Raw genomic sequence first — 21,126 nt, 5'->3', positions numbered from 1 at the left:
TTTCAAAGCGAGGATAGGAAGGTTATAGGCAATAGCATCCATTACCGCACCACTGCTTGTCAAAGCGTAACTTTCTTCCGGGTACAAAAAGACGGCATAATGGGCAGTCAGGCATTGCCTTCGATAATCTTCTTCGTCCAACATGACAGCCTGAGGCTTGTACTCCACCCATTCATTTAGATAAGGATAGAGTTCGGGCAAAATTTGCCCAACGAGCTTAAATTTGACTCTACCGCTCCGTATTTCACTGGAAAACAAGTCTGCCAGCTGAAAAAACAGGTGCGCGTTTTTGCTCAACCTCGCCACCCCCAGAAAAACAAAGGTAAGCGGATAGGCATAGCTCCTCGTCTCCATTTCAGGAAAATGATAAGGATGCGGCAATTCGATCATTTCCGAAGCGGCCAGATATCCGCTTTCCATTAGGTATTTTGACGCACGTGTTTCCAAAACCAGGTACCGCTTCTTTTTGCTTGCCATAGCGAATGCCTTCTTAAGCGAATAGGCATACAACCGGTCTATCACTTTTGGGTTGTTGCCCTTGAGAATATCCAATCCATGCAAAGTGATATACACTTGACGGTGCCGAAAACGAAGACACCTAATCAGCAAGCTGGCCCAATATTGCCCTATAGGTGAAAGGAAAGAGAAATAAACGATCTTAGGTTTGGCAAAGCGAGCCTTTATAAGAACAAACAGTATGAGCAAGGCCTCGTTTAAGTGTTTTATTACCCACCATAGCTTGCTGCCATTTTTATTGCCTACAACTGGCATGCTCCGCAAAATAGGTTCTTTTTCCCAATCGTTTGAAAACCGACGTGTCAGTCGAGCATAATGGTCTTTTGAACAGAATAAAGTCATGCGCTCGTTCGGCATTGCCCTAAGCCATGTTTCCACCATGGCCGCATTATGTGCAACATGCTGTTCTCCAGTCATAAATAATTCTGCAAAATAAATCATCTCGCTATTCCCTCTTTATATTGGACGGTGCAAAAATAGTCTCGAATGGCACATATAAATCCCAGTATACGGAGAGCAGGTTGTATAGGCGAAAGGCACCAAACAACAAAACGATGCCAAACGCCAACAGACGAATCCATTTGTCGCGAACCGTAATGACCAGCATGGCTAATATAAAAATTTCAAAGATCAGAAACCCGGTAGATAATCGGGCAATAACGGGCAGACTTATCATAAATATAAGGTAAATCATATTGCCAAATACCAATAGATTTAAATAACCCGTATACATCGCTAAATACCTATCTGCCACATAACGCCTAGCTTGTATAAATACAGGCAAGAAAAGGGCTCTCTTAGCTACACCAACAGCAAAAGATACATACGGATTGCCCTGCGCGGTATCCATCCCGTCATCACCATACTGCATGAGTTTATCACCTACTCGGCTATCGATACCTACCATATTCATCACTGCCCTGGCAGTCATTCCACCTACATCCATAAAACCGAGTATTAATGCAACCAACAGGCTGAAGTATAACATGCTTGGTGAATACCGAAAGGGGTAGATCCAGTACGAAAAAACAAAAAAGGCCGCGGTAATATGTATACTGGAAGCCAATACAATACAAGAAAGGAAAGCGAGCAGGCTTCTGGAAACTATGTAACGTACGCTGAATAACGTAATGGAAATGGCCAAAAACTGCCTTACACCAAAAATATCTCCCAGAAAATAGCAGTAATATAAAAATAGGAGGAGCATCATAATGGCCTTGTGCTCGTAAAAAACCCGTACCTTTATACCAATCATCAAGATAGCCATAACTGTCAAAAATCCGCTATAATTCCATCCTAAATGATAAACGATATAGTTTAAATAGGAAAATCCCCTTTCCATCATATTCAGCTCTGGTTGCTGAATATAACTGTCGATGCGTTCGTAAAAATCCAGATAGGAGTACCAATCCGTACCAACATTCCAACGGATAGAACTAACAAAGATAAGCAGGGAAACGGCGAAAAAACACACATAGGGCTTTACTTCACGGGTATACTTGAGGAGATCAAGCAAGGCCAGTAAAGCAAAAAAAACATATAACACAATGTATATTGCCATGTAAATATTAATAAGCTCTATAATTTCTTTCGACCATCTGCGTTAGCGTGTTCATATCTATATCATCTTCTTGCGCCACAAGGATAAAACGCCGTAGCCCTAATTTATCCTTTATAGATGCAATAAACGAAGATATAAATCGATTTCCTTCCGTTGGCTCTTGCCCAAGAAAGATAACGGGGACATGGAGTAGCTCTTTACACCTTCGTCAATAGGATAGAAACTGTCCATATGCCCGTCCAAACAAAAAAAAACACAAAGAATTGTTTAGTTTAACGCGTTAGCAATTGAGCAACGGCTCTTCCCTTGCGTCCAGCTAAGTGCATGCTCCGTACACAAAATATCACATTTCTTTCCATCTTCTGATTACTTTAGCAGACGATTCAATTCTCGCAGACAGCTATCGTTATAAATACGACTTGCTTCGGCAATCGCTTCCTTTTTTTCGGAGTAATAGATATCGTCTGTCAACAAACGTACTATGAAGTAAAGCCATTCATCAGCACGCTCGGCCAACAAAAGTCCACCATTTACAAAGAGTGCCATACCAGCCGCACCCATGGCAGTTGTCACCAGGGGCTTTCCATAAGACAGAGCTTCTATACTCTTTATTTTTAATCCCGACCCCATTCTCGCAGGATTGATAGCAACATCCACTTGTTCATATAAATCGGCAATATCGTCCACTACACCCATAATATGCACTCCCTTAGGTATTTGCATATCCAATTTAAGCCCTAGCCCCACGGTTCCGGCAATATATAACATCACACCTGGCACGCGCCTGGCAAGTTCTGGCCATATTTCCTCCAGAAAAAAAGCGATTGCGTCCCTGTTTGCGGAATAATCTGCACCAATATATAAAATCCGTTCTCTTTTTTGCCTGGGCTCCGTGGGTTTATAATCAAAAGTATAGCCTATTGTAAAAAGGGGCGATCTGCAACCATGTGCTAAAAAAAAACTCGTTTCTTCGTCCTGGATGCTTACTACCTTATCTGCCCTATTTAGTGCTGCTATTTCATCGTCAAGATCAATACGGTACCGCTGCATAGCACGCCCTTTTCCGTAAAGACTCTTGAACCGCAGATGTAAGCAATCATGTGTATCCAATATTTTTTGAACATGTACTGGAGTCACTTCAAAAAGCTTGCTATAATAGGTATAGTTTACCCAAACACAGTCTGGCTGGAAACTATTCAATGCCTTTTTATACCAATCTATTTCGCCCTGCTCCAAAAAGTCGTCAACTTTAACAAGCCTATGTGGCTTGCCTCTCAACAAACTAAAAATAGCCCGCAAGCGCAGGCGCCATAAAACGGTCTTCCGACCGGTATATGGCTTAAGTATATAATTATTGCCCAATCGCATTCTCATTTCAGAAAAATCTCCAGCACGATCAGGCAGGTGCAGGTAGCAAACTTCATAGCCCTGCTCCTTAAAGTAACTTGTAAAATGTGCAATACGGGCAGCATTACCATAATAAGATGGATAACAGGCAATAGGCGAAACAATGAGTATTTTCTTCATCTACTACTTTCTTACTTTACTAAGCAAATAGAGTTTTATAATGGATACTATCGGCACTTCTAAACCGTATGCCCAATAAACCCATTTCATGAGGCAAAGAAAGCCTCCTTGTTCTAAATCCTGTCTAATGATTTCTGTTTTCTTTCTTAACATAAGCCCTTCAAATTCATTGCATATTTGCTTATGGACAATCTCGTCCAGAGGATTGGTCGGTTGCCTTTCTAAAAAATCTCTTAACCATACCTCTTGCATATTGACAGCCTCCACTTTATCTTCTACATTACCCGATGTTGTAATGGTAATACTCGATTGCCGATAGTTAAAGAGCACGGCACTTGTATAACCAATACCTTTATACATAGCTGCTCGGAAAGCTGTAATATCATCCGATCCCCAGGCCTGAGGCAAAAAGAAAAAACCGCCATGGGATCGAAGTGCGTCTATATCATAGACAAAATCAGAGATATATTGCGTTCTTCTCATATACAACCTTTCCAGAATATGATCATAAACGGTTTCAAAGGAAGGACAAGGAGCAGACAAAAATAGCGGCTTGCCCTGCTCATCCATTACCTTGCACCTACAATGATACACATCCAGACCGGGATATTGCGCTATCAGCTTGGAGAACTCTTCCAAGTAGTTGGGCTCCATCATATCATCGTCGCCCATCAACACAAAAAACTGCCCTGTTGCCAGTGAAAGGCACTTGTTCCAGTTGTCTACCACATTTCGCGCGCCTGTATTGATCTCGTTTCTGTAATACCTAATACTGCCTGCCGGAAATGCCTCAACAATGCCCTGTATGTCGTCCGGAGAGCAGTCATCTACGACAATCAGTTCAAAATCGGCCATGGACTGCGCCAATACACTGGCTATGCAGTCATGCAAATACTTTCCTTTATATGCCGGTATGGCAATGGTATATGTAGGTCCTTGCTCCATCTATCCTCATTTCTTCGTAAAAAAACGCTCAACGTACCCATGTATTAACGGATTGCGCCACACCATGAGCTGTACGACAATATACTGCAAGGCACAAGTTATGATCATGACAGCCAATTGTGTGTGGAGCGAAACAAATGACAAATGTTTTATCCAATCTACAATGAAAAAAAATGGCAAACAAGCGATCACGGCCTTGAAAAGTTGCTGCCAATGGGGATGAAAGGCAACAACATGTCTCGAATAGGATACCAGAAACAACAATACCACCGATTCTACGATCAGATTGCTCAATGCAGCACCAATATATTGTAGAGAGGGAATGAGCAGCAGATTGCTGCACAGGCTTAACAGCATGCCCACCGCTGTAGCACGGAAGAAATACCGCTCATAGCCCGCCGGATTCAGTATTTGCATACCGTAAATATAGCTAAACCCAACGATAAGGATCGTTGGCGACAAGATCTGCAAAGAGGCGATGGAAGGCGCGAATGCACTCCCAGAAAAAACCAGAATCAAGGAGTCTGCAACGCAGAACATGCCGATGGACAAGGGAACTCCCAATAAGCAAGAGGAATCGAACGATTTGTTCAACAGCTGCAAAGCATCTCCCTGCCTTTCCTCTTTGAAAGCGGAAGAAAGTGGCGGAACGAGCACCGCCGATAGCGCAGCCAACGTCATGACTGCTATTTTACTCAGCTTGACTGAAGTACTGTAATACCCCACTTGGACGTTATCAGTCAAAAAGCCAAGCAAAACGGTATCAAGCAAAGTGTAGACACTACTCACTATGGCCGTGCTAAAAATGTACAGCAAAGGTTTTAGATGCCTTCTTAATGACAGAACGCCAATGGATACGCCCGTCAACATAGGTCTAGCATAAGCCAGATTGACAATGGCGCTAACAGCGACGGCACCGCAATTGATGGCATAATAAAGCACATAATCCTCACGTTCATGCACAAAAAGAAAAATCGCAATAATGGCTACGATCCTAATAATGATCGTACGAATGGCAATAAAGGGAAATTGCTCCATGCCTTGGTACAGCCATTCAATCAAAAACGTGCTGGAAACCAAGAGCGTACTACCTGCAAGCATTAAGGATCGGTATTCAGCTAGTCTAGGCACGAAGTAAAAGCAACTCATGTAAAGCAACAGGAGGAAAAGCATGGCCAAAAAGTGCAGCAGCAACAGTTCGGAAAAAACACGGGAGCGAGATGCTCGATCTTTTCCTGCCCTCGAAATCTCGCGTACCCCATATGTCGGGATGCCCAATGCAGCCAAAAGCACGAAATACTGGGTATAATTATCAATAAAGCTTACGGTACCAACTCCTTCTGGGCCCAACACCCTAGAGATATAAGGAAAAGTAACCAGTGGAAACAAAACCTGACTTACCGCTAACGATATATTGAACAGTGCATTTCTCTTTATACTCGCCACCTATTAGAATTTACGTACAAAAATAGGCCTTTTTAGTAAAAAGCCTTTCACTGGCAAACGAAAAATCGAATGGCAGCTTTCTCTACGACACACATAGTTAAAACAGGAAGGGAGGTTTCCTGGCAAGGAGACCTCCCTTTCAACGTATATTACGGCAAAGGCTTGCTACTAACTACCCTTCCACCTCTTCCTTCACCTCTAGCTGCAAGGACTTGCTGCTTTTATCCCTGGTTTCCTTGGCCAAGGCCGCATTTGCCGCCAAAGATTCTCCATAAGAAGGGATCATTTTCTTAAAGGCATCTTGCCATTGCTTGCTCTGCACCTTATCCTTGAAACAGCGCTGTATGAGCGTGAGCATGATGGAAACAGAGGTAGACGCGCCTGGCGAAGCACCCAACAAGGCGGATATGCTGCCATCGGCACTTGTTACCACTTCGGTACCAAACTGCAGTATGCCCCCTTTTTCGGGATCTTTTTTGATAACCTGCACCCGCTGTCCAGCCACTTCCAATTCCCAGTCTTCATCTTTGGCAGTGGGCACAAAATCGCGAAGCGACTGTACCCTGTCTGCTTGTGATAGGCGCACCTGCTCAATAAGGTATTTGGTGAGGCTCAGATTGGCCAAGCCGGCCATCACCATGGGCTTAATATTGTTCATCTTAATGGAAAAAGGAAGATCTAACCACGAGCCCTGCTTGAGGAACTTGGTGGAGAAACCAGCGAAAGGCCCAAACAACAGGGCTTTCTTGCCATCTATCACCCGGGTATCCAAATGCGGAACTGACATGGGCGGCGCGCCCACGCTGGCTTTTCCGTATACCTTGGCAGCATGTTCCGCGATAATTTCTTCATTGGTACAACGCAACCACTGGCCTCCTACGGGAAAACCCCCAAAGCCCCTGCCCTCGGGAATGCCCGATTTTTCCAGCAAGCGCAAGGCGCCACCTCCGGCACCTATGAAAATAAAGCGTGTGATAATATGCGTTCTTTCCTTGGTTTCCATGTCCTTAATGGTCACAGACCAACGCCCATCAGGCAACTTATGCAACCTGCGCACTTCCTTGCGCATGGCAATGTTTACGTTCGGCTGCTGCTGAAGGTAAGAAAAGAGCATGCGCGTAAGTGCCCCAAAGTTCACATCGGTGCCGATATCAATCTTGGTAGCGGCCAAGTGTTCTGATGCATCCCTTCCTTCCATGATCAAGGGTATCCACTTGCGCAATTGCCCGTGGTCTTCCGAATACTCCATGCCTTTGAAAAAATGGTGCCCTGCCATTTTTTCATAACGCTTACGAAGGTATTCCACATTTTTTTCTCCCCACACAAAGCTCATGTGAGGCACCATCCGAATAAAATCCTTCGGGTCGGTAATGACGCCATCCTCCACCAGGTAAGACCAAAACTCCTTGGATACCTCAAACTGTTCGGCAATATGAATCGCTTTCTTAATTTCCACCGATCCGTCGGGCAGTTCGGGCGTATAGTTGAGCTCACATAATGCCGAATGTCCCGTACCTGCATTGTTCCACGCATCCGAACTTTCTGCGGCAATCTCGTTTAGGCGTTCGTACACCTGCACCTGGGCATCGGGCATGATCTTTTTTAACATGACCCCCAGCGTGGCACTCATGATACCGGCACCAATCAATAGGACATCCGTTTCTTGTGTATTTGATATATTACTCATGATGAATCTGATAGAATAGTTCTATAAATGTTCGTTTCAAGCCTAAAGGAAGAATAAGATCAATCGATCACCTTTAGGCATTCCTTTGTCCCAATAGGAAACATGTTCACAAAAATAAGCCTCGTGACGGATTATTGGCAATATTTGGCTACGATATTTCCATCTTATGGTAAAAATAATTTAGGATTTATTCATTTTACCGATCAATATATCCTAACTGGCCAATAAATAATTTTTTCTTGCCTCTCTGCATTAAAGTTTCTTGGCCTGCACGTCATTATTGGTCTTGATTGTTACGGGTATAGTCATTCCCTGCGCCTTGATGGCGCCGGAAATAAGCTGTTCTATTGTAAAATCACTCGCCATCCCCGTATTGACATCTACCACTATTTTTCCTGTTTGTATACCTTTCAAGTCATACTCCATATCCATGCCCATCATCTTACCGTTACCGGCCGGTGCGATTCGCACGTCCGACTGTACATTTATCGTAGCGTGGTCATTTGCCAGATCATAAAGCGTATAAGTATTTTCGCTGGTGGTGATAAACATGCCTCCGGTAGTAGCCGAAATGGTGCTGTTCCAACTATCTCCCTTTTTAACGGAGCCTGATGGATAAATTTTGAAGATAGCTTCAAAGGATTTGGCCATCAGTTCGTCATTGAACATCTGTTCTATCATATTCTTGGTAGCTTCGTTGTCCATCTGTTCAAACATGCTGGTGAAGCCTTCCACCTTGTTCACTTCCCCTTTCGGGCTGAGATATATCGAAAAGGACTTCCCAACCATCTCTCCCACGGGCTTCAAGGGATTTACAGAGTCGATATCCTGCTCCGAGTCAATTGATAGATTGCCTTGCGGAGTGGTCATATCCAGTTGTATGGACCTGAACGTAGACCTGATCACTATCTCCTCCGCATTGGCTGCTAGTACGTCATAATCATAGCTTATCTTGCTGTTTTGGATAATATTGACCTCCTGTCCCATTGCCACCTGCTTGATCTCTTGCACCAGCTTCTGCTCCACGGAGAACTTGTCTTGGGGCTTAATTCGTAATTTGAGGTCAACGGACGATTGCGCTAGCATCCATTGGGGCAAGGACACTATAACTACAAAAACAAAAAAAGAACGTAAACTATAAATCACATTCATAGGTAAGAATTTTCATTTGAATAAATTGTCCCTTAATGGCAATGAAGCTTGCATAAGCCTACCCGTTCATCTCCTCCTTAAGTGCTAGCTCATCCCATTTTCAATGTCACAAAATAGGTATTTTGCACAAAAAACTAGAAATTAAATGTAAAATGGCTTTATGGATATGATATACCTTGTAGGCAATGAAAAAAAACAGGCCTTCCGTGTAAGCAGAAGACCTATTTAATGTGGAGAATATCGGAGTCGAACCGATGACCTCTTCCATGCCATGGAAGCGCTCTAGCCAGCTGAGCTAATCCCCCGTTTGATTTGGTGGGGCAAACATAGCCATAAAAACCAATATTCACAACATCAATTTTCAAAAATGGAATCGACTCGGCGAGTTATCTCAACGCCGGAAATGGCCCTACGCTTCGATCTTCTAATCCGTTTCAAATTGCTGCATATTTACCAGCTTTTTGTAAAGTCCAGTCTCCTTTTGCATCAGCTGCTCGTGATTGCCCTGTTCAACGACACGGCCGGATTCAAGGACAATAATATTATCCGCGCTGCGAATGGTACTTAAACGATGGGCAATAACCAAGGTAGTTCTATTTTTCATCAGGCTATTGAGCGACTCTTGCACCAACTTTTCCGATTCGGTATCTAAGGCAGATGTTGCCTCATCCAGCAACAATATAGGCGGATTGCGCAATACGGCCCTGGCAATGCAAATACGCTGCCGCTGGCCGCCAGAAAGCTTTATCCCCCTATCACCGATATTGGTCTGATAGCCATGTGCCGTTTCCAAGATAAAATGGTGTGCATTGGCTATTTTGGCGGCATTAATCACGTCCGCTTCACTAATGCCTTCCGCCCCGAAAGCGATGTTGTTAAATATGGTATCATTGAACAATATGGACTCTTGGCTCACCATCCCCATCTGGTTGCGCAGGGAGTAGGTACTTATCTCCTTGATATTGGTATCATCGATCAGAATCTCACCCTTTTCTACTTCAATGAAGCGAGGTATGAGGTCCATTAACGTCGATTTCCCACCTCCAGAAGGCCCTACCAATGCTACTGTCTGCCCTTTGGGCACCTCAAAGTTGATATCCGTCAGCACTTGTCTATCGGAATAGGAGAACGATACATTTACCAACTTAATGCCCTTGTTAAAACCGTCAATTTCCTTTGCATGGGGTGCATCGGTTATCTCCGGCTTTTCGTCTATCAGTTCTAGCACCCGCTCTCCTGCCGCCAAGCCAGAGTGAATGTTGCTGAAAGAATCGGTAATGGCCTTTGCGGGACGCATCAACTGTGAAAAGATTGCAATATAGCCCACGAACGAAGCGGCGTCCAGCTCACCTTCACCTGCCAGCACCAATTTACCGGCATAAAGGACAATCATCGCCACCATGAGGATACCCAGCAACTCGGAAACCGGCGAAGCCATCTGTTGCCTCCGTGCCATGCGCCTACCTATTTTGCTATAATAGACATTTTCATTGTGAAACCGATTTTTGATATATTCCGTGGCATTGAAGGCCTTGATGACCTTAATGCCCGAAAGCGCCTCGTCCAGGTAACTGATCATCCTGCCATACACCTGTTGTCCCAACACCGCCTGCTGCTTTAACCTTCTAACTATCAACGAAATGACAAACGCCGAAACTGGAACCACCAGAATGGAAAACAACGTAAGCTTAACGCTTATGGCAAATAAGGTTACCAGATAAAATAGCAAAGTAAGTGGCTCTTTAAAAACCACCTGAAGCGTAGCCGTCACAGAATACTGCACGACCTGAACGTCAGAAGCGATCTTGGAAATGATATCCCCTTTCCTTTGGCTGCTGAAAAAGCCCACATGCAAGTTCATTACATTGTCGAAAACAGCCTTGCGTAAGTTTAAAAGGGTATGTATACGGAGGTTCTCCATCACCCGTTGCGAAAGATAACGGAATAGATTGCTAATAAAAACCGAAATCACCACCACTAACAGGACGCGTTGCAGGGCTCCATATTCTCCAAACTTCGTTTGCATCTCGTACGTAAAATACTTGAAGGTATCCGTCAAGTCAAACCAGGAGTCGGGCCTGGACGAAATGCCCGCGTCTTCCCTTTGAAAAAGAGTGCTCATCAGCGGAATGAGCAGCGTGAGGTTCAAAGTACCAAAGAAAACGGTAATGATGGTACACAGAATATATGGGATAGCGTACTTCTCAATGGGCTTGGCAAAAGCAAGTAATCTAAAATATGTCTTCATTCAAGGCACTAATACAAAAGGTCAAAGGTAAGAAAAAGTGCTATAGCTGAAAGTAAAGAATCCATTATATAAACGTAATGATGGCATTGCCGTGATTTATTTGCCTCCTACTGCATAAATATCTATTTTCCTTCCTAACTTAGTCGCAAAAAAAAGAGCTTATCATGCAGATTAATGTCGCTGCTCGTCTACAGCACACCCAAGAATATTTTTTTTCCAAGAAACTGCGGGAAATTGACGCGCTCAACAAGGCTGGGCATCAGGTAATCAACCTGGGTATTGGCAGCCCCGACCTACCTCCCCATCCAAGGGTTATTGAAACCTTGAGCCACTATGCTTCCCTAGACAATAGTCATGGCTACCAAAACTACAAGGGCATTCCGGCATTGAGGACTGCCATCGCCGAATGGTACGGCAGGTACTACAAGGTATCTTTGGATCCCGAGACCGAAATATTGCCACTCATGGGATCTAAAGAGGGCATCATGCATATCTGCATGACCTACCTGCAAGAAGGAGACGAGGCACTCATTCCCAATCCCGGTTATCCCACCTATCGCTCCGCTGTACAGCTGAGTGGGGCCACACCAATAAGCTATTCGCTAAATGCCGAGAACGATTGGCTGCCCAATTTGGCTGAACTGGAAAAAAGAGATCTGTCTAAAGTAAAGTTGATGTGGATCAACTACCCGCACATGCCCACGGGAGCGGAAGCAAATGACGATTTTTTTGATCAACTGATCGCCTTTGGCTTGAAGTACAACATCTTGATTTGCCATGACAACCCGTATAGCTTTATTTTGACAGAACGTCCAAGAAGCCTCCTTTCCAGGCCCTTTGCCAAGGAGTGCGTCATTGAGCTCAACTCTTTGAGCAAATCGAGCAATATGGCCGGCTGGCGCATTGGCATGTTATCTGCACACGCAGATCGGATAAATGAAATCCTACGTTTCAAAAGCAACATGGACTCAGGCATGTTCTTGCCTTTGCAAATGGCTGCTGCCACGGCACTGGAACTAGGTCCCGACTGGTATAGCTCTCTGCACGAAATCTACCTCCTGAGGAGACAAAAAGCAGAAGAGCTTCTGAATGTACTGCACTGCACCTACAGCACCAAACAGGTGGGCTTGTTTCTATGGGCGCATATTCCGGATGATTATGCGAATGCCTACGAGCTCAGCGATCATATACTGCAACAGGCAAAGGTATTCATTACTCCCGGCGGAATTTTTGGCTCGGAAGGAGATAAATATATCAGGATAAGCCTTTGCGCCAAAGAACCCATTTTTGAACAAGCTATCAACAGAATAAAGGACATACAGTAAATGAACATCGCCATAATAGGAACCGGACTCATTGGCGGATCCCTAGCCATCAGCTTAAAGGAAAAAGGTTTCCCCGCCAAAATAATTGGCGTAGACAAGAGTGAACAGCACCTGAAAAAGGCCCTGGAGAAAGGTTTTATAGACCAGGGAATGCCCCTGAAGGAGGCCATTGCCAATGCTCGGGTCATTATACTCACCGTTCCCGTAGATGTCATCCAAAGCCTACTCCCTCAGATACTAGACCAAGTAGACACACAGGTGGTAATGGAAATGGGATCTACCAAGGAGCATATCTTGGAACATGTCAAAGACCACCCGAAACGTGGGAGGCTGGTAGCCATGCACCCTATGGCCGGTACGGAATATTCGGGACCTGATGCAGCCATTCCCAATCTCTTTAAGGGCAAGGTAATGATCTATTGCGACGCGACAGACAGTGATGAGGATGCCTTTGAGGTGGCCGAAAGCATCGTCGAACAGTTGGAGGCACGCACCATCTTCATGAACGCCAAGGAACACGATACCCATACTGCCTATGTGTCGCATATCTCCCACATCACCTCATTTGCGCTTGCATTGACGGTGTTGGAGAAGGAGAAATCGCAGGGAAGAATTTTTGAACTAGCGAGTTCCGGCTTTGAATCTACCGTAAGGTTGGCCAAAAGCTCTGCGGATATGTGGGTGCCGATCTTTCGGCAGAACAAGGAAAATATACTAGAAGTATTGGAAGAACACATCAAACAACTACAGCATTTCCATGATGCCATAGAGGGAGGCGATACCAGCACGATGAATAAGCTGATAAAAAAATCCAACAAGATAAGGCGTATATTGAAATAAACGCCCTTAGCCCCTGTTCAGCAGGTTTACCTCCATGCAAGCATAGAGGGCAGCGGTCTCTGTCCTCAATCTCGTAGGTCCCAAATGGATGGCCTGAGCCCCAGACTTCAAGGCCAAATCTATTTCAGCTGCGCTGAAATCTCCTTCTGGACCGATGAGTATGGTAGCGGCCTGCCCGGGAACCAATAGCTTGGACAAGGTGGATTTGCTCCCTTCTGCGCAATGTGCGATGAACAGCTCACTGCCTTCATGCTGGGCCAGAAAATCCTTTATTTTAACGGTTTCGTTGAGCAAGGGATGGTAGGCTGTCATGGATTGCTTCATGGCCGCCGTGATGACCTTGTCCAGCCGCTCTAGTTTCACTTCTTTCCGTTCGGAGTGATCGCATAGGATCGGGGTAATCTCATCAATCCCTATTTCGGTAGCCTTTTCCAGAAACCATTCCAGGCGATCTATATTTTTCGTGGGGGCAATAGCAATATGAAGGCGATGGTTTCGCTTGCCGTAGGCTGGCGTCACCTGTAAGAGTTCTACTTCGGTATGCTTGTTATGCACAAGAGCAATGCGCGACCTGATCAGATTTCCTTTACCGTCTATAAGATGTATTTCATCTCCTGCTGACAAACGAAGTACCCGGGTAGCATGCCGGCTCTCTTCTTCATTCAGCACATATCTTTTGCTATCTAGGTCTATTTGTGGAGTATAAAACAGATGCACTTTTACCCTTGTCAATCATTATCTTCCTTATCCTTATCTTCTTTTGGGTTCCACTCTAGCCGCACATATTCAATATTTTGCTGAGTTTTCTTAAGGATAGTAAAAATATAGTTATTCAATTCCTTATGCTCTCCCACATCTGGAATCTTGTCAAAGACATTGATCACCAAACCCGAAACACTATCGTACTCTGGGCTTAATGGCAGTTCCTCTGGCAAATACTCATTTACATCGTGCACACTTGCCGAGGCGTCCACTATATATTCATGGTCGGAAGCCTTTTCTACAATAGGCTTTTCCTCATCGTATTCATCCTGAATTTCGCCTACGAGTTCTTCCACGATATCCTCTAGCGTGACCATACCAGCGGTGCCGCCAAATTCGTCCAGCACAATGGCAATCTGAATCCTTTTGAGCTGAAACTCGCCCATCAGATCGTTGATTTTCTTGTTCTCCGCAATGAAATAGGGCTTTCTAATGATGGTCTTCATGTTGAAATCCTTATTCTTCACCATAAGCGGCAAGATATCCTTGGCATGAATAATGCCCACAATCTTGTCTATCGTCTCATCATATACCGGGATACGGCTATACCCCTCGCTGATAATGGTATCCAGCAATTCTTCCTTGGTACTGTTTATCTCCACTCCCACCATCTTGGTACGGGGCACCATGATGTTCTTCACTACGCGCTCGTTGAAATCGAACACGTTCTTGATAAGCTCATGCTCTGCGATATTTAGCACTCCACTTTCCTTTCCTTGGTCCAACAAATATTGCAGTTCCTCGGATGTATGGGTGGTCTCGGTAGGATGAGTGGAAAATCCCAGCATCTTGATAATGACATTGGCAAAGCCATTGAGCACCCATATAAAGGGGCGAAACAATAGGTAGATGAACCGCAGGGGCATAGCGATGATCATGGTCGTATTTACCGGCCTTTGAATGGCGATGGATTTGGGGGCCAACTCGCCAAATACGATATGCATGATGGTAATGATCACGAAAGCAAGCACATGCCCCAAATTGGTTGCCAGCTTGCCTTCCAACACTACCCCAAAAAGCCCAAATAGCTTTTCGATAATCTCGGTCATGACCGACTCGCCGACCCATCCCAGTCCCAGGGAAGCCAAGGTAATGCCCAGTTGGGTAGCGGCAAGATAGGCATCCATATGCTGTATTATATGTTTAGCAATGTTTGCTACCGCGCTCCCCGTTTTTGCCTTCAATTCTATTTGCGAGGCTCTCACCTTCACAATAGCAAATTCGGCAGCTACAAAGAACCCATTCAGCAATACCAAAAATATAGTTACAAAAACCTGGAATGCCATTTTTGGGGATTATCTACTTTTCAAAAGTTTCATTATAAAGACTGATACTGTCTTTGACGGCACTGAAAGCGGTCTCTTTTCCCATCAACCTATCCACTGTGACGTTCTTTCCTTCCAAAGCCTTATAATCTTGGAAAAAGCGTACAATCTCTTTCATCGTATGGGGAGGAAGTTCAGATAGGTCATTGATATAGTTTACAGACATATCATTCTTTGCTACCGCAATTATTTTATCGTCCTGCTCGCCTCCGTCAATCATCTGCATCACGCCAATCACCTTGGCCTCTATTAAAGTCATGGGAACTACATCCACAGAACAGATAACGAGAATATCCAGAGGGTCATTATCATCACAATAGGTCCTAGGAATGAATCCATAGTTGGCAGGATACATCACGGAAGAGAAAAGCACTCTATCCAGTTTGATCAAGCCGCTATCTTTGTCTAACTCATACTTTGCTTTTGATCCTTTTGGAATCTCAATGATGGCATTTACGGTTGATGGAATATCGTCGCCGGGCGACACACTGTGCCAAGGGTTACTTTTGGTCATTGGTATAATCTAATTTATTTATTTTTTTCTTCTCTATAATTTTTTTTATTTCTCGCTGTCCTTTTTCTTAAAGAATTTCTTGATAACAGCAATCGCTATGGGAGCTGTAGCTATGACAATAAAGCCAATAACAATATATTCAATATATTCAACAATCTGTGGAAACTCGCGCCCCAAAAAATAGCCTAGAAGCGTGAGTAAAGACACCCATAGTATACACCCAAGAATGTTGTAAAGCACGAAACGCTTAAAATCTAAGCGGACTATGCCAGCAAATATCGGTGCAAATGTACGTATTATTGGCATAAATCTGCCCAAAATCAATGCAGTGCCACCATATTTGTTATAGAACTCTTCTGCCATCACGATGTACTTGCGTTTGAAAAACCAGCTATCGTCTCGTTTGAACAGCATGGGTCCAGCTTTCATTCCAAAATAATAACCTACAAAATTGCCTGCGGTACCCGCTATTATTAATCCACCGCAAAGCGTATAAATACTCACGTCCATCATGCCGCTAGCAACAAAAAGCCCCGCCAAGAAAAGCAGGTAGTCGCCCGGTAGAAAGAAACCGAAGAAAAGACCTGTTTCTGCAAAGACAATGAATAAAACTAGGTAAAACCCTCCAGAACGGATTAGGTTTTCTGCATCTAGGTATTCGAATATATTAGCTAATAGCTCGTGCATATAGTATGATGGGAGACAATGCTTCCAAGCAAAGCCCCGGATTAATTCTTTTGGAAGGACTAATATAGGTAATATTTAACATCCATATTCTGTTTTGAAAAAATAGGTTGAGACAAGGATAGAAATAAAGCGGGAAAGATGCGTTCTCAGCATCCTTCCCGCCTTGTTATAACCCTTTAAGAAATACTGAATCAGTAAACTTTAATTGTCTTTATTTGCCAAAGCCTTGATAGCATAGTTGGCAAATTCATCTTCTGGGTCGAGTTCAAGCAACCTGGTAAAGATTTTCTTTGCCTTTTCCTGATCTGTATTCAAGTACTTATAGCCAATATAGCCATAGGCTTCTACCAATTGTGCCTTGGTAGCAGCATCCAGCTCCTTACCTTCATTCTGCTTTTCCGTCAGCTCGGCAAACTTCTCATAATGGGGGACACTTAATCCTTCTTGATTTTCCGTATCATCGCCGTTCTTTGCCATATCGATCAGGCCATTTACACGAGCACGGAAAAAATACGCTATTACATTACTGCCTTCTTCCGACTCCTTGTTTACCACGTCAAAAGCCTTGTCTGCTTTATGCAAAAGCTCAACTTCCTTTTCCGGATCGCCATCAGGGAGTGTTTGGTAATAGAACATGTAAGATAGGCCTGCATAAAAATCAGCTAAAACTTCATCTCGGAAATCCTTGGTCTGACCTGCCACATAATATAAAGGAGCACTTAGTTTATAATACTTCCTTCCATAGTATCCTTTAGCTATTTCTTCCAGATCGTAGGCTAGCGTAGGTTCCTTTGCCAAAGCTAGTTTTAGATCAGCGAATGCAGTTGTATCTACATTGACCGTATCTGCCTTAATTTTTGAAAGGCCAAGAATATAATAATCTTGTGCAATAATACGGCTGGTATCTACCTTGCTGATAAAGCTGTTCAAATTCCCAATACCTTCCGTATAGTGCCCTTGCTCGTAATTGGCATAGCCCAAATAACGCAAGATCCTTGGATTCACCTTATCTATCTTGGCCATTTCTGCTGCTTGCTCTTCTACAGCAGTATAATCCTTGGACAGGATAAGGAAATCCGCGTAGCGCATACGGGAATCAAGAGAGTAATCCGTACGATCCATATAGCCTTTATAGGCCTCTACCCCCTTCTTCATAAGTTCCTGGTAAGATGGCTCCTTAATACGGTTCCTGTCATTGTAAATAGCATTTTGATAATATGTTTCTGCCAGCTCACGATATGCAGGTGCAAAATCAGGATGCTCTTGGGTGATGGTAGTCAAATCTGGAATCACCACATCATATGCCTGAGACCTTCTACTAATGGTAGCCATTTTGACACGTGCTATCAAAAGTCCCTCATCTAAGCTATATGCTTCCTGATAATTCATATAAGCATTGTTGAGGTCGCTCAAACCCAAATAAGCGTCACCCAAAGCCAAATAAACATATGGATCCACCTTTTTCGGGTTTGACTCTTTAGCCTTGGTCAGGTAGCCCAAAGCCTTGTCATATTTTCCTTCATCGAGATAGGCCCTGCCTATATATAGCAGCTCCAGGTAATCTTTTTTCTTAATCTTTGATTCTACCTCGTTAAACTTAGACGCCGCACCCGTACTATCGCCTTTGGCCAATAGTGCAGCACCCAAGCCAACCGTATTCAAATTGATCTTGGGGTCTGCCGCAATACCTTGTTCAAATATCACCTGAGCAGAGTCTGGGTTTTCAGACAACAAATAAGCTTTCCCTAAATAGAAATAATTCTCACCCTTGTTCGCTTGGTTTTTCACCAAGGTACTCAAGATCCCCTTTGCCTTTGCATATTGCTCTTCATTGATCGCCTCTTGGGCATCCTTTAGACTCTGGGCCATCGCGCCAGAAGCCAGCAAAGCAATAGCAAAACCTAATCCAGTTGCTCTGTTTATCACTTTCATTTGTTTCTGTTTTATTTAAAGTCTAAATATTAATTTCTAATTATCAATTCCCTTGAAGGGATACTATCTGGCAGCAAGCCAGACTTGAGCACTACCTTCTGCCCACGCTCGTCATATAGGAAGGCTGCGAAGCCCATACCTACGGCATTTTTCCCTTGTACATTAACCAAGTACAGTTTCCTTTTAAAAGGATACAAATTCAAAGCCAAATTTGATTGCGACGGCTTATAATATACGGTACTATCTTTGCTCGCCTGTTTCAATCCCACTACTTGCACATTCTCCATTACAGTCCTCATCTCATCAGACGGCTGATACAACCAATTAAGCCCCATCACGCCATAAGCATTTTTGTGTCCCTCCACATACTTTAGCAATTCCAAAGTGCCATTTACAGCGTAAACCCCCTCTCGGTTGTTTATTGAATCGATCCCTGCCAACTCCATAAAATACCTTAATGCGCTCGAATTCTTATGATCAAAAACTAGTATTTTACCTTGTCTCTTACCTTTTACCATGTCTATCACATCTGTATCTGTCAACATGGAATCGGGATTGGCCTTACTTGTCACTATGGCTAAGGCATCCGTTGCGAAAGAAGACACTCTTGGCGTAATCTTCCTAGCCCTAAACATAGAGTCTTCCGTCGTTGTCAATTCCCTCGTTATCACTGCCAGCTGCGCATCACCCCTCCTAAGCCCATTAATCACTTCCATTTCCGGCATTGAAACGATATCAAGTCCTGTATTGCGATAAACGCCCTTAAACACGTTCGCTTCGTCCTCTATTATCGGAAAAACCGTCTCGTCGCAAAGCAACTCCGCACTTCCTGATAAAATACCCTGTGCATTTCCTTGCGAACCTTCGTTCGAAGATTGATTGCTGCAAGCATGTAAACCAAACATGCCAGCCAGTACGACGAGTAGGAATGGCGCTCGCTTCATTTTATAATGGCTAAAATTACAAAAAAAACAATAAATCAAAGCAAAAACAGAAAAACAAGCTACAAAATCTTTCCATCGCCTATGATTTTGAAAGACGCAAGAATCGGATAAAGGCATAGACAATCAGCAGAATACCAAATACAGTGCGCCAAAGGGGATCAATATTCAATGGTATGGATCGCCAAAACAACAACAGGAGGCCAAAGATCAGGTAAAAGATAAACATGAATAGCCCTAAAATGGACAGAAATCGCTTTTGAGGCGATTTCTGTCTTCTATTACCAACTTGGAATCTCTTTGACATCAACAGAATATCAGATTTATTGTCCCTGAAGGTTAAGCCTTATAGGCAATGAATAGGAAACGCGAACAGGGCGGCCATTTTGAACACCTGGCTTCCATTTTCCGGATTTCTTCAACATGCGCACAGCTTCATCTCCCGTTCCATACTTCAAATCCCTTAATACTTTGATGTCCGTAAGGCTTCCGTCACGTTCAACAACAAACTGTACGATAACTTGCCCGTTTACGCCATTTTCCTTAGCAGCTTGGGGATAGTTATAGTTTGCACCTATCCACTTATAGAATGCTTCCAAACTTCCACCCGGAGGAACTGGCTGAATTTCTACTGATTGAAAATCCACCAGTGTATTGCCACTTCCTGCTTCCGTAATCTGTGCATCCTTTGGACCTTCACCCACAGGCACATCGATAGCAATATTGGCAGTAGGGTCACCTTTTACGGTCTTTGGACCAGGGGTCGCTACTTTCAGTTCCTCTTGCGTAGGAGGCTCTTCGTCCCTTACTTTTTCCGCAGGCACCACTTTTGGTGGAGGCATACGTACTTGGTCAACTCGTGGTGGAGGTGGCTCCACGGGAGGAGGAGGGGGAGGAGTACTTTCATCTACTGGAGGTGGCTCAGAAAGCACCACTTCTGTTTCTATCAACTCCTGCGGAGGTGGCGGCGCATCGTCCTTACCTTTAAGGTACTTGGCTATGATGGGACTCACCATAAGTAGGACGAAAATCCCAACGCCCAAAAAAAGTGCCCTTGTTGTCAGTTTGGAAGAAACATTGCGCAAGTCATATGCACCATAAGCTTTATTTCTTCCTTCAAAGACAACGTCAAGCCACTCTTTGTTGAAAATATCTAATTTAGAACCTAACATTATTTCCTTTTTTAATTACCTAGTAAATTCCGTCACGCTTTAGCAATTCAGTATCGGCACTTCCTATATCACCAATCATATATTGCGTAGCGTTTACGATTTTCATTTCATCCAAAATATCCACCAAATTGCGATAGGTAGACACTTCGCTAGGTCGAATTACAACGATCAAACCTTTACCGGTGGACTGCTGCACTTGTTTCAACTTTTCCAAAAGCACCGGTCTGATGCCCTCTTTGCCATAACCCGTAACAGTAGGCCCATCTATCGGATTATCCAATAAGCCGTGATACCAGGCTAACTTGTTGTTTTTTCCCAATACCAAGGTTAATGTCCTATTGTCGGCAACATCAAGGTTATCATCTTTGTTCTCCTTGTCTTTATCTGGCATATTCACATCCATAGCATGGGGCTTGGACAATGAAGTGGTCAACATAAAGAACGTGATGAGGAGAAACGCAAGGTCAACCATTGCTGTCAAATCGACTTTTGGTTGCGCTTTACCGCCTGTATTTAATTCTGCCATTTCTTATGTTTTTCTAAGAG

General features: G+C 43.9%; 18 protein-coding genes and 1 tRNA gene. 2 read left to right on the top strand and 17 right to left on the bottom strand.

Annotated elements, in window-relative coordinates:
* From A37S_RS0113980 to A37S_RS0113935, 9 genes are all read right to left on the bottom strand, one after another.
* On the bottom strand, positions 1–957 hold a 957-nt coding region (locus tag A37S_RS0113980), incomplete at its 3' end, for a glycosyltransferase family protein (protein ID WP_028297533.1).
* Positions 958–961: 4 nt separating this feature from the next.
* Positions 962–2,077: an EpsG family protein gene (locus A37S_RS0113975; RefSeq protein WP_028297532.1), complete on the bottom strand. Its 1,116-nt coding sequence runs from the start codon at positions 2,075–2,077 to the stop codon at positions 962–964.
* Between the two features lie 366 nt (positions 2,078–2,443).
* Entirely contained in the window at positions 2,444–3,604 is a 1,161-nt protein-coding gene (locus A37S_RS0113970) for a glycosyltransferase (protein ID WP_028297531.1), read from the bottom strand.
* A gap of 3 nt (positions 3,605–3,607) precedes the next feature.
* Entirely contained in the window at positions 3,608–4,549 is a 942-nt protein-coding gene (locus A37S_RS24755; protein WP_051293186.1) for a glycosyltransferase family 2 protein, read from the bottom strand.
* Between the two features lie 6 nt (positions 4,550–4,555).
* Positions 4,556–5,995 (bottom strand): flippase, encoded by a 1,440-nt coding sequence (locus A37S_RS0113960; protein ID WP_028297530.1) that lies wholly within the window; start codon positions 5,993–5,995, stop codon positions 4,556–4,558.
* Between the two features lie 172 nt (positions 5,996–6,167).
* A complete protein-coding gene (locus A37S_RS0113955; protein ID WP_028297529.1) occupies positions 6,168–7,682 on the bottom strand; it encodes a malate:quinone oxidoreductase in 1,515 nt (504 codons plus the stop codon).
* 252 nt (positions 7,683–7,934) lie between these two features.
* Complete coding sequence (locus A37S_RS0113945; protein WP_157278665.1) at positions 7,935–8,834, bottom strand: DUF6263 family protein; 900 nt, start codon at positions 8,832–8,834, stop codon at positions 7,935–7,937.
* 231 nt (positions 8,835–9,065) lie between these two features.
* A tRNA-Ala gene (locus A37S_RS0113940) sits at positions 9,066–9,139 on the bottom strand.
* 119 nt (positions 9,140–9,258) lie between these two features.
* Positions 9,259–11,082, bottom strand: a complete 1,824-nt coding sequence (locus A37S_RS0113935; RefSeq protein WP_028297527.1) for an ABC transporter ATP-binding protein — start codon at positions 11,080–11,082, stop codon at positions 9,259–9,261.
* A 164-nt stretch (positions 11,083–11,246) separates the two neighbouring features.
* On the opposite strand from A37S_RS0113935, the gene A37S_RS0113930 reads away from it, so the two are divergent.
* Together A37S_RS0113930 and A37S_RS0113925 are read left to right on the top strand one after the other, a co-directional pair.
* The gene (locus tag A37S_RS0113930) at positions 11,247–12,407 is read left to right on the top strand and encodes a pyridoxal phosphate-dependent aminotransferase (RefSeq protein WP_028297526.1); all 1,161 of its coding nucleotides are present in this window, start codon (positions 11,247–11,249) and stop codon (positions 12,405–12,407) included.
* A complete protein-coding gene (locus A37S_RS0113925) occupies positions 12,408–13,247 on the top strand; it encodes a prephenate dehydrogenase (RefSeq protein ID WP_028297525.1) in 840 nt (279 codons plus the stop codon). It begins immediately after the preceding gene.
* Between the two features lie 6 nt (positions 13,248–13,253).
* Here A37S_RS0113925 and A37S_RS0113920 read toward each other — a convergent pair whose 3' ends face one another.
* The 8 genes from A37S_RS0113920 to A37S_RS0113880 all read right to left on the bottom strand — a co-directional run bounded on the left by A37S_RS0113920 (position 13,254) and on the right by A37S_RS0113880 (position 21,106).
* Entirely contained in the window at positions 13,254–13,979 is a 726-nt protein-coding gene (locus tag A37S_RS0113920) for a 16S rRNA (uracil(1498)-N(3))-methyltransferase (protein ID WP_342663601.1), read from the bottom strand.
* Entirely contained in the window at positions 13,976–15,295 is a 1,320-nt protein-coding gene (locus A37S_RS0113915) for a hemolysin family protein (protein ID WP_028297523.1), read from the bottom strand. Before A37S_RS0113915 ends, A37S_RS0113920 begins: the two co-directional genes overlap by 4 nt.
* A gap of 13 nt (positions 15,296–15,308) precedes the next feature.
* Positions 15,309–15,848, bottom strand: coding sequence for an inorganic diphosphatase (locus A37S_RS0113910; RefSeq protein WP_028297522.1), 540 nt, complete (start codon positions 15,846–15,848; stop codon positions 15,309–15,311).
* Between the two features lie 45 nt (positions 15,849–15,893).
* Complete coding sequence (locus tag A37S_RS0113905) at positions 15,894–16,535, bottom strand: DedA family protein (protein WP_028297521.1); 642 nt, start codon at positions 16,533–16,535, stop codon at positions 15,894–15,896.
* 201 nt (positions 16,536–16,736) lie between these two features.
* On the bottom strand, positions 16,737–18,467 hold the full coding sequence (locus A37S_RS0113900; protein WP_157278663.1) for a tetratricopeptide repeat protein: 1,731 nt from the start codon (positions 18,465–18,467) through the stop codon (positions 16,737–16,739).
* Positions 18,468–18,496: 29 nt separating this feature from the next.
* Positions 18,497–19,411 (bottom strand): PstS family phosphate ABC transporter substrate-binding protein, encoded by a 915-nt coding sequence (locus tag A37S_RS0113895; RefSeq protein ID WP_028297519.1) that lies wholly within the window; start codon positions 19,409–19,411, stop codon positions 18,497–18,499.
* 320 nt (positions 19,412–19,731) lie between these two features.
* Positions 19,732–20,580: an energy transducer TonB gene (locus tag A37S_RS0113885; protein WP_028297517.1), complete on the bottom strand. Its 849-nt coding sequence runs from the start codon at positions 20,578–20,580 to the stop codon at positions 19,732–19,734.
* 19 nt (positions 20,581–20,599) lie between these two features.
* Positions 20,600–21,106 (bottom strand): ExbD/TolR family protein, encoded by a 507-nt coding sequence (locus A37S_RS0113880; RefSeq protein WP_028297516.1) that lies wholly within the window; start codon positions 21,104–21,106, stop codon positions 20,600–20,602.
* Positions 21,107–21,126: the final 20 nt, after the last annotated feature.

This window comes from Olivibacter sitiensis DSM 17696 (assembly GCF_000427965.1).
Taxonomy (GTDB): domain Bacteria; phylum Bacteroidota; class Bacteroidia; order Sphingobacteriales; family Sphingobacteriaceae; genus Olivibacter; species Olivibacter sitiensis.
The sequence above is the reverse complement of the archived record's forward strand: the minus strand, read 5'-3'. Positions and strand labels throughout refer to the sequence as shown.